10 protein-coding genes are annotated in these 13,865 nt (G+C 60.9%); 6 read left to right on the top strand and 4 right to left on the bottom strand.

The annotated features are described in order from the left end of the window. Positions 1–23 precede the first annotated feature (23 nt). On the bottom strand, positions 24–2,486 hold the full coding sequence (locus QZ648_RS23690) for a patatin-like phospholipase family protein (RefSeq protein ID WP_291998461.1): 2,463 nt from the start codon (positions 2,484–2,486) through the stop codon (positions 24–26). Between the two features lie 908 nt (positions 2,487–3,394). Between QZ648_RS23690 and QZ648_RS23695 the strand changes: the two genes are divergently transcribed. Both QZ648_RS23695 and QZ648_RS23700 read left to right on the top strand, forming a co-directional pair. Further along, entirely contained in the window at positions 3,395–3,757 is a 363-nt protein-coding gene (locus QZ648_RS23695) for a hypothetical protein (protein ID WP_291998462.1), read from the top strand. A gap of 57 nt (positions 3,758–3,814) precedes the next feature. Continuing rightward, a complete protein-coding gene (locus QZ648_RS23700) occupies positions 3,815–4,471 on the top strand; it encodes a hypothetical protein (protein WP_291998463.1) in 657 nt (218 codons plus the stop codon). Positions 4,472–4,690: 219 nt separating this feature from the next. On the opposite strand, the gene QZ648_RS23705 is transcribed toward QZ648_RS23700, so the two are convergent. Then, positions 4,691–4,897 carry a hypothetical protein gene (locus tag QZ648_RS23705; RefSeq protein WP_248595289.1) on the bottom strand — a complete coding sequence of 69 codons (207 nt, stop codon included), beginning with the start codon at positions 4,895–4,897 and terminating at the stop codon, positions 4,691–4,693. A 388-nt stretch (positions 4,898–5,285) separates the two neighbouring features. Further along, a complete protein-coding gene (locus QZ648_RS23710) occupies positions 5,286–6,272 on the bottom strand; it encodes an IS5 family transposase (protein WP_291996762.1) in 987 nt (328 codons plus the stop codon). 295 nt (positions 6,273–6,567) lie between these two features. Between QZ648_RS23710 and QZ648_RS23715 the strand changes: the two genes are divergently transcribed. The 4 genes from QZ648_RS23715 (at position 6,568) to QZ648_RS23730 (ending at position 11,850) form a co-directional block, all read left to right on the top strand. Continuing rightward, positions 6,568–7,761 carry an alpha/beta hydrolase gene (locus tag QZ648_RS23715; RefSeq protein WP_291998464.1) on the top strand — a complete coding sequence of 398 codons (1,194 nt, stop codon included), beginning with the start codon at positions 6,568–6,570 and terminating at the stop codon, positions 7,759–7,761. Positions 7,762–7,869: 108 nt separating this feature from the next. Then, complete coding sequence (locus QZ648_RS23720; RefSeq protein ID WP_291998465.1) at positions 7,870–8,721, top strand: hypothetical protein; 852 nt, start codon at positions 7,870–7,872, stop codon at positions 8,719–8,721. 457 nt (positions 8,722–9,178) lie between these two features. Beyond that, positions 9,179–11,131 (top strand): malonate decarboxylase subunit alpha, encoded by a 1,953-nt coding sequence (locus QZ648_RS23725; RefSeq protein WP_169065987.1) that lies wholly within the window; start codon positions 9,179–9,181, stop codon positions 11,129–11,131. Between the two features lie 260 nt (positions 11,132–11,391). Continuing rightward, positions 11,392–11,850: a DUF2501 domain-containing protein gene (locus QZ648_RS23730; RefSeq protein ID WP_291998466.1), complete on the top strand. Its 459-nt coding sequence runs from the start codon at positions 11,392–11,394 to the stop codon at positions 11,848–11,850. Positions 11,851–11,886: 36 nt separating this feature from the next. Here QZ648_RS23730 and QZ648_RS23735 read toward each other — a convergent pair whose 3' ends face one another. Continuing rightward, positions 11,887–13,788 (bottom strand): diguanylate cyclase, encoded by a 1,902-nt coding sequence (locus QZ648_RS23735; protein ID WP_291998467.1) that lies wholly within the window; start codon positions 13,786–13,788, stop codon positions 11,887–11,889. Between the last annotated feature and the right edge of the window lie 77 nt (positions 13,789–13,865).

Genomic DNA, 13,865 nt, shown 5'->3' on the forward strand with positions numbered 1-13,865 from the left:
GTTTCTATAGAACTCCAATTGTATCAAATGTTTACGTGCTTACTCGCCCTCTTTATGCAACATCCAGGGTAGATGCCGAGGTTCTCGAAGTGACCGCCGTCACTGAGGCTGACGAAGGGGTAATCGAGGTCGGCGCTGCCGGTGAGTTCGGCGATCCAGTAGCGCAGGCTGAGCAGAGGATCGCGTTCGCGCCACGCGCTCGGATCCGTCGGATCGCCACACCAGTAGCCCAGGCGCACGTTGAACACGGTCATCAGGAAGGCGACTGCGGGAGAGGTATGAAAGCCCATGTTCGGGCTTGCTGCAGCGCCCGATATTGCCACCGCGGTGCCGAGCTGCATGGGCATGCCTTGCACATCCTTGCCATACTCTGCGGCCGGACGAAATCCGCCGCTCACCTGGTGCGACGCCGGCTCGTAGCCGGCGTAGCGCGGCGTGAACGCGAAGGAGGCGGCGCGCCGGTTCTGCCACGCCAGCTGCCTTCCGCGGTTGAGATTGATCGCTGTGCCGACGATATGCAACGGTTTTTGATTGGCGAGCTCGGGCAGCGCCACGTCGTCTTTGGGATCGAAGCCGGTGAGCGGATGCGGGCGGCGTTCGCAATTGGTCGCGCCGAGATAGCAGCGCGTCAGGCGGTTGCGGTAGAAGTGATGCAGCGAGAACAGATTGATGTTCACCCGCCATGACACCAAGAGCGCCGCCAGGAATGCCACCCCCGCCATGGCGGTCAGCATCCACGGTGAAGTAAACCACGGCTTGATGATTTGCTGGTCTTTCGCAGCGAAGGCTAGGAATTGATCCCACCACCTCGGCGAGTCGATGTTGCGCACGGTGACCAGCGGCATGCCCGCGCCGGGGTCGGCGTGCAGGTAGATGCCCGGCGCTGGAGGCGGCGTGTTTCCGGCAACCGGCGCCTCCCCGACAGCTGCTGTCGCTCCAGCAGCCGGCGTCGTTCCAGCGGCCGGCGTCTCCCTGGCACACCAATCCTTCTTCTCATCCTGTGTGGCGCTGGGCATACCCGGGCGCCAGTCGTGGCCCCAGCTCAAGGCTTGATGCAGTCCCCAGGACAGCGGGAGCAGCAGGCCGAGGACGAACACGTAGGGAGCGAGGCGGACCAGGACCTCCATCCAGCCCTTGCTCCCCTCCCCCCCTTTCGTTTCTTTGCTCTTGCCGGCAAGTACCCCGAAGAGCGTGCTCGCAATCCACGCGAAGCCGCCCATGGCGACTACCCATTCGTTTGCCCACTCGAGCAAGGCCCAGCCGTAAAGCGCGATGGTGAAGATTCCGGTCCACATCACGGCCAGGGCAATCAATCGGGCCCCGTAGACGCTCCACAGCTCGCGGTCGCTCTCGACAAACTGGCGGCCCATCAGACCGACATGCACGACGACCATCAAAGCAATGGCAATGATTACCGTCGGCGGGCCAAAGGCTACCGCGGCCCAGCAGCGATGCTCACCGGGCAGGGCCAGGATCGCATTACCGATCCCCCACATGAAAGCCGCTCCCGCTGCGCCCGCAAGCACCGCGAAGGCGAGAAAAGCGGCCTGCCACTTCACCTTGTGAAAAGTGGTCTGCCGCCTCAGCTGGCGACAAGCAGCCTGCCACTTCGCCTTGTCCATTAGGGCGCCCAGCCGTTTAGACCAGCCCTTTTCCTCGGAATAATAGAGGGTCGCCATCACGAAGCCCACTCCCCACGGCACCACGTACAAGGCCACGGTGTCCCAGAATCGCGTCTCCGCGACACCGCCCACGGCAAGCTGAATGTAAGAGCAGGTGGCGAGGAATCCCGTGGCGACAACCGGCACGTCGATTAGCGCAATAAGCCAGCGGGAGCGCATGAACCACGGGCGGCGCACTTTTCGTTCGGGCGGGAAGAACAGGGCCATGGCAACCGCGAACGTTGGCGGGAGTAGCGCCACCATCATCATCGGGTAATACCAGGCTGAAAAACCTTCCCAGTTCACCAGGAACGTGGCGAGCTGCGCCGCAATGATCGGGAGGATGAGTATCCCCCCGATCAGCGCAATCAATATGACGAGATTAAGCAAGAGATTGCGCAGGTAGGTCGCGACGGCGACCAGGGAGTCCTTGCTCAACCCGGCGCGCGGCGTTAAGTAGTTGCTGTACGAGCGCAGGAAGCGGATCGCGGCGTGCTCGAGCTTGCCGTCACCGCTGCAGAGCTCGGTCTCGGCTTTCGCGACCTGACCGCCACCATAGCGCTTGATGAACAGAGACAGCCAGCCGCCGATATAGCCACCGCCCGAAATCGTCGACAGGTAGTCGAATTTCTGCAGCAGCTTTTGCTCGGCGAGCGCCTGAATGACGCCGAGGTTGAAGGTGGCGCTGCGAATGCCGCCGCCGGAAAGCGCGAGGCCACGCGCCTTGCCTTCCGGCGAAAAACCGGCACTGCGCTCGTCGTCCAGCACAGCGTCGAAATGCAGCGGCGCAGTGTTGTTGGCAAGGGTCGATTTCTTGTCTGTCATGGACATGGACTCCCCTACTTTTACCACATCAGGACTGGAAGCGAATGGCGGCCTTGCCACGCAGGCCCGCAAGCAGGCCGGTGGGAACGGCGACACCACGTCGCGCCGCACACAGGGCGTCCCCGTCATGGAGAGTAATCGCCCCCCCTCATCCAAGGCATCAGCCTAGGCCCCACGAGGAGCGAATACAAGCTCGTCGTACGCGCCTCACGAACCTCTCTTTTACCGCCGCCGGCGAAGGAGCGGGGTGAGGCGGGCCACCTCGTTCAGGAAATCGTCGCGCGCAGGGAAAGCAGCGCCCGCTCCCGGGGAGCGGCAGCACCTGCCCGGCCGAGCACGGCCGGTAATCGCAGCCGCTCCTGTCAGCGCACTTCGGCGATCCCCAACGACGGCCTCTACGGCGCCGCTACCCCGGGGGCTGGCCGGAGGCACTGCGCGCACGGCGTGCTCCCGACCGACCGCTGCAGTGCTGCATTCCTGATAAGCCGTTCGGCATCCGTTAATGTGAAAGTCGCGCAAGCGACTCACGAAACTCCCTTCTCCCCTCGCGGGAGAAGGGGCAGGGGAAGAGGGAAACGGTCATGACTTTCATGATTTGGGGTGTCTCCACGTGTCATGACCGTTAAAGCCGTGCGAAATCCTTGTGGCGGCTCGAATTCGGCCGCTCCATAGCGCTGCCCTCGTCGTGAAAACCGGGCCGCCATTCACCAATCATGGTCATGACGAGGAAGCGCAGCCGACACGGCAAACTTCGCCTTGCCAAGCCGCGCCTGGCCAGCACCTTGAAAATCCCGCGTTTCCTGCTATAACTTCCTGATTGGCGGGCGTCGATCGCACACCAGTTCGATCGTCTGGGGGGACGTCCACGTGGGCTTTTTCACCTTCATTGAGCAGCGCTGCTGGCGTCAATGGATCGGCTGTGCGCCGTGAAGGCGGCGACCGCCCTGCTCCTCGTCAAACTCGTGCATACGTTGGTCTGGGCGCTTTTTGCCGGCTTGATCGTCGCCATTCCACTGGCGTCTTTCCATGGCAGGCACGCCATTGCCGCCTGGAGCGCGGCGGCGGTCGCTGGCGAGGTGCTCGTCCTGGCGGTGAATGGCTGTCGCTGTCCCTTGACGGCAGTCGCCGCGCGCTACACCGACGAGCGGCACGACAGCTTCGACATCTACCTGCCGCCGTGGCTCGCGCGGTACAACACAGTGATTTTCGGCACGCTGTACTTTGCTGGTATTGCTTTTGCTCTCGCGCACTGGGCGCTGGCAGCCGACTAGTCGGCAAGCGATCGTGACATGCGCATACTTTTTGCATGTTTGTAAAGGAGTCTTGCGATGTTCAGAGCCCGCCCGTTCGTATGCAGCCTGGTATCGGCCGCCTTCTTCCCGCTCACCGCCGCCGCCGAAACGCCGGCAGTCGCCGAACTGCCGGCGCCCAAGGTCGGCGACGTATGGAAATTCAGGAAAATCGACCTGTGGAACAACAGTGAACTCGAGACGTACGAGCGGGAACTCGTCGAGATCCAGCCCGACCACCTGGTATATCGTGGCAAATCGGCGCCAAATGCCGAGGCGAAGACCTTTTATCACGGTCGCAGCCTGGCTAGCTGCCGGAAAATGCGCGACAGCGACGAAGAAAATTGTACCGGTGCGCTGGCCTTCCCGCTGCGCGTCGGCGACAGGAACAGCTATGCAAAGCGCCCCTGGAACAAGGGTGACGGTCACTTGACGGCCGACTGCGAAGTCAAGGGAATCGAATCGGTGACCGTCCCCGCGGGAACTTTCGACGCCTTTCGCGTCGATTGTGACGGCACATGGCAGCGCGTATTCGATATCACGTCGACCGCCGGCAAGACCGGTCGCTTCGAGGAAAGATTGTGGTACTCGCCCAAGGTCGGTCACTACGTGAAGTTCACTTACACCAGTTACAGACCGCGCGGCGGCGCTTTCACGCGGGAGCAGACCGAGCTGGTCGAATTCGTTCCGAAGTAAGCCATTCGCAGCGCCGCGCGTCGGCAACGGGATCAACTGCTCGTCGTGCCATATCACCTGCGGAACGCTCATCTGGGCAGCGCCTATTGTCGGTTGTTTTCACAAATCCGCCTCACCGGCGCTCGCTGAGGCACAGCCGAGGCCATTGTTGTTGGCTGGCATGCCGAGGAAGCAACCGGGCAACGTTGTGCGAAGCCTTTCGGGGCGATGGGCGTTCGGTTACGGGCGGCGTGGACTCTTGCGCTGGCGCCGAACCCACTGCCGTTTCGGCAGCCGCGAGCTATTGCCCGGGTTTTGATTCACCTGACCCTGCAACTCCTTCACGTCGTGCAGCAGTCGCTTCGACACTTCCAGCAATAGCTCCGCCGGCAGATTCTTCAGCCACTCGCCGCCCATCTGGAAAAGGTCATGCTTACTCAGGCGCATCCCGTCGTGGCTAGCGTGTGCTCGTCAATGAAAAAACTTATGCGCCAAAATCATGGCCGTGGCGGCTTTTCTCAAGAGGGAGTGAACGGTTACTTGTTACTTTCCTGCCGAGTGCGCGACTGCCGGGCGCAAAAATTCTCTACGATTAATTAATTTGATTTGGCATTTGGGCACTCTTTGCATAATCTCACCGTTCAGTTAATGGCCATTCGAACCAGCCAGGCGATAACAAGATGAACCTAGGGAAGCGCTGATCAATTAGCCGCCGATGCGTTACCTAGCCGCTCGGCAGCGGTTTTTTTTGAATCCCGTCGCGATTTTGGTCAAACTGCCAAAAATTTCGCGGTTTTCGACCTTTTTCGGCCCATTCCCGGGCCTTTCGTCCTACTCAGGACGCAACTTGGCTGTTGAGCGCCAATAGCTTTCGCTTCGCAATCATCAAATTGGCCAGAGCGAACAGCGTGTGCAGCTGAGCCGTGTTCTTTTCCAGCCCCTTGTAGCGCACCTTCTTGTAGTGGAAGAGGTTCTTCACGATGTGGAAAGGGTGCTCGACTTTGGATCGGATGCTGGCTTTCAGCGATTCCAGTTTGCGCAGCAACTGACCGAACCCGCTCTCTTCCGAGACGGCTTTGAGCTTGCCGCGCTTCATGGCAATCTCCCAGTTGACGTCCCGGTCCTTCAGTTCTTCCCGCTTGTCGGCGCCGACATAACCTGCATCCAGGAAGACGTCCTTCTCTTCTCCGTGCAGCAGATGCTCGGTTTGCGTGACGTCCGCCTCGTTCGCCGCCGTTCCGACGACGGTGTGCACCAGCCCGCTCTCGGCATCGACGCCAATGTGGGCCTTCATGCCGAAGTGCCACTGATTGCCTTTCTTGGTCTGGTGCATGTCCGGGTCACGGGCGTTGGCTTCGTTCTTGACCGACGGCGGGGCGGCGATGATCGTCGCGTCGGCGATGGTGCCTTCGCGCATCATGAGGCCCGCTGCGGACAGCCCGGCGTTGACCGCGTCGAACAGCTTCTTCGTCAAGTCATGTTGCTCCAGCAGGCGCCGGAACTGCAGCACGGTGGTCGCATCCGGTGCGGCCTCTCTGGACAGGTCGATTCCGACAAAGGCCCGTAGTGCTTGGCTGTCGGTAATGGCGTCTTCGACGCCTTCATCCGATAGACCATTCCACTGCTGTACGAAGTACACCCGCAGCATCCGCTCCAGTCCTATCGGCGGCCGGCCTCGCTTGCCCTTCGGGTAGTGCGGCTCGACCACCGCGAACAACTCCTCCCACGGCATGATCTGCTCCATCTCGGCAAGAAACACCTCGCGTCGCGTCCGTCGCTTCTTACGTTGAAACTCGGCCTGGGAAAAACTGATCTGCTTCATCGGGGGGTGGCTCGCGCAGGATTGATAGGTGAATTATACCATGGGTATATGTGGCGATTAAATCAGCGTTTCCCTAACGCCTTGACTGGTTGTTCCTGACGTCGATTTTCGTGCGCTCGTACGATCAATCGCATCTCGTGCTTGGACTGGTTCGTCACTTGCCCCCGGTTTGCGTGGGACACGTGCGATTGTATACGCGCTTGCCAGGAGCAGGTGCGTTGAGTTTTGCGTCTCCCCAGGCAGCGTTGCCTTCCGTTTCCCAGCATTCAGTCAATTTCAAGTGAGGAGGGTGCACATGTTATTCGTTACCAATCGAGTACCGTCAGGCGAAAACCCGCTGGTATCGGAAGCCAATCGCCAGCTCAAATTCGAGGACGAATTCGTTCACGCTACCAACAGCCTGTTCTATTGTCGTGCCGACGCGAATGGTGAGATCACGGAAGTGATGAGCGATGGTTTCTTCGCGAGTCTTGCCGAAAGAGGAAAAATGGGCAGAAAAAATGTTCTGCTCTATATCCATGGCTATAACACATCCATGTCAAAAGCTCTCGGCAAAGGCTTTTCGCTGCAGACGCTGCTCGACAGGATTGCCGACAAGAGGTTCGAGGTAGTGACCCTCATCTGGCCCTGCACCGCCGATCCACAAAATGCCGAACAACAAGTTCGCGCACTGAAATACTGGAACGATCAGGACGCCGCGGACATGTCGGGACCGGTGTTCGGTCGCTTGCTGTCCCGCTTCGTTTTCCGGCAAGCGCACTTGCCCGCGAACGCAGAAGCCTGTCAGATGCGAATTCATATGCTTGCCCACTCGATGGGCAACCGCGTGCTGATGAATGTCCTCAACGCTTGGGGAAACAGCATCGGCGGCGGCGGCGTTCCGCTGCTTTGCCGGAACATATTCCTGACCGGTGCGGATATTCCGAACACCGCTCTAGAACGTGGTCAGCCCGGCTATGCGATCACCCTCGCCGCTCGCAAGGTGATCGTCTACCACGCGTCCGACGACCGGAAGCTCGAAGAGAGTATCGTCGCGAATACCTTCCGCGATGGGTTCCGTGGTGCCATCGAAATGACCGCAAGGCTCGGCGATTACGGACCGGAAAGCCTGCGCAAGACGCGCGACAACGTTCACGCCATTGACTGCGACCAGTTCAATGAACAGTTCGACACCAAGACCGAGGGCGGCAAGTCGAGAAGCGTCGGCCACAGCTATTTTCTAACCGACAGCGAAGAGGCTGAAGAAAACCCATCCGTCGCCTGGAAAGCCTATTATCAGGTGAAGGGCGCCATCAGTCCCTCTCTCTACCACATGGCGGCAACCATGCTTACCGACCGGGTAGCCGAAATCGGTACGAAACGGAAGCTGAAGTTGTGGCCTGACTACGTTTTCCCACCTCGGCAACCCGTGCCACCTGTTGCCACCGCGCAGCCATCCGCCGCGGCAGGTGCCACAAACCCGGTAGCGCACGCAAGCCCCCCTGGGTGATGGCTCGCCTTCCAAAAACTCTTCTTGCGCCCAATACGCGTTGCCTGCTTCTCAAGGGGCCAAGCTTGTCAGAAATCACTTCATCGCGTTTGCGAAACGGAGATCAACATGGCGTTGTTTACAGATACCGACAGTTATTGGGCCGAGTCACCGTCGCACATCCTGAAGAAGCGACTATTGTGCGAAGGAGATTCGTGGTTCTCGATTCCGTCGATCGCCCATATCCCCCTGCAACTCGAAGCATTGCTAGACGCCTCCTTTCTGTGCCTCGCCGATCCCGGAGACACCCTCGAAGAACTGACTGCCGGACTGCAGTTCAAGAAAATAAAGACTCTCCTCGCGAGTGAGCGGTTTGGCCAGAAATGGGATGCGCTGCTGCTCAGTGTGGGCGGCAACGACGTGATCGGACCAGAGATCAGGGGATTGTTGAATGCGCCCGCTGATCCGGCAAGCACCAACCCCGATCATTACTTGAATCAGGAGGCCGTTGAACAGATGTTCGCGGTACTCGACGAGCGCCTACGACAGATCATCGGTCTGCGCGACCAATCACCGATCAACCGGGAAATGCCGATCTTCATTCACACCTACAGCTATCTGACGCCACGCGACGAGGGACACAAAGTTCTTGCCTGGAGGATTTCCGGACCATGGATACACCGTTACATGGTACCGCTCGGAATCACCGATTGCTCGCTTCAGCAGGCGATAGTCGCCAAGCTGCTTGATGGCTTCCATGGGCGGCTGGAGAGAATCGCCGATGAGACCAACGAATTTCACGTCATTGATACAAGGAAATCGCTGGAGCCGGTGCTGTGCAGGAATCGCAAAGGGTCGCAAAAGCTATGGCGGGACGAAATTCACCCCAGCAGGAAAGGCTTTGCCCGAATTGCGAAAAGCTTCTTTGTTCCCGCATTGCTGAAGGCTGGCGTGATCACAGACGCGGACCTGCGCCGCTGAGTCTGGGCGAACCCCTCCTGCGTCGCCCCGCTCAGCGCGGCGCATCAACCGTAAGGCCGCGCGCGCTGACCACTTTTCTTTGTCAAAGTCAGCGATCAGCGATGTCGCCGGATCCGCTCACGCCTCGCACCATGCGATCGACGATGGGCTGCAGGCGTGCGAAGCTGGCGTCGTCCGTACCGAGCGGATGTCGCCTACTTTCCGGCGGCGAGGCTTGCCTGCCGCGTTAGCTGTTCCCTGACAGGATTTCGCCTTCGATCACACTTAGAGCAAGCTGCGCCCGCGCGCGCCGACTTTCCAATTCACCAATAGATGTAGACTCGATCCGTCAAGCGGGTAAGCTTGCTCGCATTGGGAGCGCTGAAAACCCCGCTCGGAGCTTCGCGATGATGCTGCCGTTCATCGCTCGGTCGCTCCCCTGGCGCGAGAACAAATACATCCGTGGGAGGAAAACAGCATGCGCAGCAAGATCGTTACTGCCGACGAGGCGATTGCCCTGATCCGGGACGGCGATACCCTGGCCAGCACCGGCTTCGTGCAGACCGGCTTCGCCGAGGCACTGCTGTCGGCGCTGGAGCGACGCTTCGTCGCTACTGGCTCGCCAAACAACCTGACCTTGTTCGCTGCCGCCGGCCAGGGCGACGGCAAAACGCTGGGGCTCAACCACCTCGGCCACGAAGGCTTGCTGCGCCGGGTGGTGGCGGGTCACTGGGGGCGCATGCCGAAAGTCGCGCAGCTGGCTCTCGACAACCGCATCCAGGCCTACAACCTGCCGCAAGGCATCATCTGTCAGTTGTTCCGCGACCTCGCCGCCGGCAAGCCGGGGTCCTTTTCGAAGGTCGGACTGCACACCTTCGTCGATCCGCGCTACGGCGGCAGCCGCATCAATGCCGCGACCACCAAGGACATCGTCAGTCTGGTCGAAGTCGATGATGAAGAATGGCTGTTCTACAAGGTCGGCGAAGTCAATGTTGCTTTCATACGTGGCACCACCGCCGACACCTTCGGCAATATCACCATGGAACGTGAGGCGCTGACGCTCAACAACCTGGCCATGGCCATGGCCGCCAAGAACAGTAACGGCATCGTCATCGCCCAGGTCGAGCGAATCGCCGAACGCAGCGGTCTGCCGCCGCGGCAGGTCAAGATTCCGGGGATTCTGGTGGACTGCGTGGTCGTCGCCGAACCGGCCCAGCACATGCAGACGCTGGCGACGCAGTACAACGCCGCCTATGCCGGCGAATTTCGCGTTCCCGCGGCCAGCGTGGTGTCGACACCACTCACCGAGCGCAAGATCATCGCCCGCCGTGCGGCCTTCGAACTGCCGCCGAACGGAATCATCAACCTCGGCGTCGGCATGCCCGAAGGAGTGGCGGCGGTCGCCAACGAGGAGCGCATCTCGCACCTGCTGACGCTGACCGTGGAATCGGGCCTGATCGGTGGCATTCCCTCGAGCGGGGGAAACTTCGGGACCGGGGTCAACATGGACGCGGTGATCGACGAGAACCAGCAGTTCGATTTCTACGACGGTGGCGGCCTCGACATGGCCTGTCTCGGCATGGCCGAATGCGACGCCGCTGGCAACGTCAACGTCAGCCGCTTCGGCGGTCGTCTGACCGGCGCCGGCGGCTTCATCAACATCAGCCAGAACGCCCGCCTGGTGGTCTTCGTCGGCACCTTCACCGGCAAGGGTCTCGAAGTCGAGGTCAAGGACGGCAAACTGCACATCGTTCAGGAGGGTCAGCAGCGGAAGTTCCTCCAGCAGGTCGAGCAGATCACCTTCAATGGCCAGTACGCCTACGATCGTGGCAAGCCGGTCTACTACGTCACCGAACGCTGCGTCTTCCGGCGGGTGCGGGGCGGACTGGCGCTGATCGAGGTGGCGCCCGGCATCGACGTCGATCGGGATATTCTGGCAAACATGGATTTCGAACCGATCATCGGCGAATACGGGGTGATGGATGCGCGCATCTTCAATGCCAATCCGATGGGGCTGGAGGTCGAACTGCTCAATCTCTCCCTGCCGGAACGGGTCATCTACGATCCGGAGCGCAACATTCTATTCCTCAACTTCGAGGGTATGCATGTGCGCGTCGAGGAAGACGTGAAGGCTATCTGGGATATTTGCGAGCTGCGCTGCCGGGCAGCCGGGCAGCGGGTCGGCGTGATCATCAACTACGACCGCTTTCGCATCAACCAGGACATGTACGACGCCTACGCCGAAATGGACCGCTACTTCCTGGACAACTATTTCAGTCAGATCACGCGCTACGCCACCAGCGCCTTTCTACGCGCCAAACTCGGCGAGGCCTTCGCCGCGCGCAGCATCGCGCCGCACATCTTCGAGCGCCGCGAGGAAGCGCAGGCCTTCCTGGCCGGGCGCCACGGCGACACCAGCCCTGCGGACTAAGGCGATTTCTGTCAAAGAACATACCATCTTGCTTGTCTTTTCGCCCGTCTTCTGTGTTACGACAACAGTTACATGGTCCGACTATGCGCCTGTTGTCGCGCCTTGAAGCCGACCGAAAATCCGGCGCAATCTGGTACGTTCTTTTCCGGCAATCGCCTAAGGCGCATCAAGAGCAGCGTCCGGCAAGGATTGGCCGCGCGGCAGCAATACGCTGCTTTGCAGCGATGCATTTTTCCACAACCACATAACGGAGTCCGATCATGAGTGTACGCAACGCTTACCGCACCGCCGCCGCGATCCTGATCGCCGCTTTCCTGCCTTTCTCGGCAACGCAGGCGCAGCTTGGCGACCTGATCAAACAGGGGGGGAGTGCAGCATCCGGTGCATCCGGTAGCCTCGGGGGCCTCGGTGATCTGGGTGGAGCACTGTCGGTGCAGTCCGTCACCTCGGGCAGCGCCGGCAATGTCGCCGGCCTGCTGGAGTTCTGCATCAAGAACAATTATCTCAGTGGCGACAAGGCGGCGGAGGTCAAGAATTCCCTGACCAGCAAGCTCCCCGGCGGCTCATCCTCATCGGACAGTGATTACAAGAGCGGCAAGAAAGGCATTTTGAGCAGCAGCGACGGCAGCACGCTCGATCTCAGCGGCGGCGGCCTGAAGAAACAGGCCACCAAGCAGATCTGCGACATGGTTCTTGATCAGGGCAAATCGTTTTTGTGAGCGGGCGGCGGCGGGTATAGCCGAAGCCCCCGTCTGTCAGCGGCAAATAGCCTTGCCGTTGGCGAAGAGCGCCACCCGGTCCCGGCCAGCGTTCTTGGCGACGTAGAGGGCCTTGTCGGCAGCACTGAGCATCTCATCTTCCATTTGCATGCTGGCTTCGATGCTCGCCACTCCGATACTGACCGTGGCCTGGATGTCCACTCCGGAAACGTTGATGGTGAGCGCCTTGATCATCCGGCGCAGGCGCTCGGCGGCCAGTAGTGCAGTCCTGGCGTCGGCGTCGTGGCAGACCAGCAGGAACTCTTCGCCGCCGATCCGACTGACGCTGTCGTCCTTGCGGGCTGCGGCCTTGATAGCCGTGGCCACGCACTGCAAAACGCGATCACCGACGGCATGACCGTAACGGTCGTTGATCGGCTTGAAATGGTCGACGTCGATCATCAGCGCGGCCACTGAGCGACCCGTGCGCCGCGACGAGCTCCAGAAGCGGGCGAGCGCCTCCATGCCCGAGCGCCGGTTCGGCAACTCGGTGAGCATGTCGGTCATTGCGCTGTGTTCGAGGCGACGGTTGCTGATCGCCAACTCGGCGGCAAACTGTTTGAGTTGCGCTCTATCGCTCTCCCAGGCCTCGAGCAGTTTCACGTAGTGCAGGGCCGCCCGCATGCGCGCGCTCAGAGCCCGCACATGTATCGGCTTGGTCAGGTAATCGTCGACTCCCGCCTCGAAGGCCTCGATGATCTTCTCGTCGTCTTCCTCGCCGGTGAGCATCACCACATACATCGACTGGCCCCAGTCGGTCGCGCGCAGCGCCCGGCAGAACTCGAGCCCGTCCATGACCGGCATGCGCCAGTCAGTAATCACGATCTGGGGCATCACCTCCAGCGCCAAGGCCAGCGCCTCCTTGCCGTTCTCGGCGGTGTGAACCGTACAGCCGAGCAAGTGGTCCAGCAAACCCTGCGTCACCATGCGCCCGGTTGGATCGTCATCAACCAGCAGAACCACCTTGCCGGTGCGCGTCTTGGCGGGCTCCTCTTCCGGCCGGGGAACCGGAGCGCTACTCATGGCGCTGAACGACGGCAATTGGACCGCCGGCACCTTGAGAAGCTCGGCCCAGGCATGCCACTGCGTGACCACCCGGTCGAAGACGTCTCCCAAGGCCGTCGCATCGAGACCGATCTTGCCGCCCAGGAGCATGAGTTCCGAGATGCTGCGCTGGCGCTCGGCGACTGGCGAGCTGCCGAGATCTGCCATTCGCCGTGCGTGGAAGAGCAGATGAACCAGTTGGTAAGGCCGCGAGCCCTCGGCAAAGCCAGAGCTCTGCGGAATCTCGTGATAGCGGACCGGCTCGGCGAGTGCCTTGGGGATGCCGCAATCGGCCATTATGCCGGCGGTGAATTCCGTGTGATCGACGCCCAGGTGCTCGCGTTCCCGTTCCAGAAGTGCCAGGCCTTCGCTCGGCTCGGCGAGGACGGCGCCATAATCGCCGGGGTAGGCGGTGGCCAGAGCCAGGCGACCAATCTGCGCCATCAGGCCGCAGGCGAACAATTCCTCAAGTGGAGCGGTACGCACCAGTCGGCCCAACTCCTGGCTGGCGACGGCCATGAACAATGAATGCGACCAGAAGCCGGGATAGTCGAACGCCGGGCAGCTGCCACGCAGGTATTGATCGACCAGGGAAAAACCCATCGCCAGTTGGCGCACAGTGGACATGCCCAACTGCAACACTGCCTCCCTGATCGAGGCCACTGGCCGGCCGCCGGCGGCTGCGGCATTGGCCAGGCGCAGCAGGCGACTCGACAGGGCCGGATCGCTCTGCACGATCTTGGCCACCGCATCCAGCGTCGCATCGTCGCGCCGGCAAATATCCATGACCGCCAAGGCCACCCCTTTCGGGCTGGGAAGCTGTCCACTGAGACGTAGCTGCTCAATCTTGGTCATTTCTGCCTGCTTGTTTTCTGCTGACGGTCATGATGCGTACCACCGTCGCGGGGGATGAACGAAAAATGGACGGGAAG

The organism is Candidatus Accumulibacter sp. ACC012, assembly GCF_907163155.1.
Taxonomy (GTDB): domain Bacteria; phylum Pseudomonadota; class Gammaproteobacteria; order Burkholderiales; family Rhodocyclaceae; genus Accumulibacter; species Accumulibacter delftensis.

Excerpts from the sequence above, each read along its gene's own strand:
- QZ648_RS23690 (WP_291998461.1), bottom strand. The coding sequence starts at position 2,486 with ATGACAGACAAGAAATCGACCCTTGCCAACAACACTGCGCCGCTGCAT.
- QZ648_RS23695 (WP_291998462.1), top strand. The coding sequence starts at position 3,395 with ATGGATCGGCTGTGCGCCGTGAAGGCGGCGACCGCCCTGCTCCTCGTC.
- QZ648_RS23700 (WP_291998463.1), top strand. The coding sequence starts at position 3,815 with ATGTTCAGAGCCCGCCCGTTCGTATGCAGCCTGGTATCGGCCGCCTTC.
- QZ648_RS23705 (WP_248595289.1), bottom strand. The coding sequence starts at position 4,897 with ATGCGCCTGAGTAAGCATGACCTTTTCCAGATGGGCGGCGAGTGGCTG.
- QZ648_RS23710 (WP_291996762.1), bottom strand. The coding sequence starts at position 6,272 with ATGAAGCAGATCAGTTTTTCCCAGGCCGAGTTTCAACGTAAGAAGCGA.
- QZ648_RS23715 (WP_291998464.1), top strand. The coding sequence starts at position 6,568 with ATGTTATTCGTTACCAATCGAGTACCGTCAGGCGAAAACCCGCTGGTA.
- QZ648_RS23720 (WP_291998465.1), top strand. The coding sequence starts at position 7,870 with ATGGCGTTGTTTACAGATACCGACAGTTATTGGGCCGAGTCACCGTCG.
- QZ648_RS23725 (WP_169065987.1), top strand. The coding sequence starts at position 9,179 with ATGCGCAGCAAGATCGTTACTGCCGACGAGGCGATTGCCCTGATCCGG.
- QZ648_RS23730 (WP_291998466.1), top strand. The coding sequence starts at position 11,392 with ATGAGTGTACGCAACGCTTACCGCACCGCCGCCGCGATCCTGATCGCC.
- QZ648_RS23735 (WP_291998467.1), bottom strand. The coding sequence starts at position 13,788 with ATGACCAAGATTGAGCAGCTACGTCTCAGTGGACAGCTTCCCAGCCCG.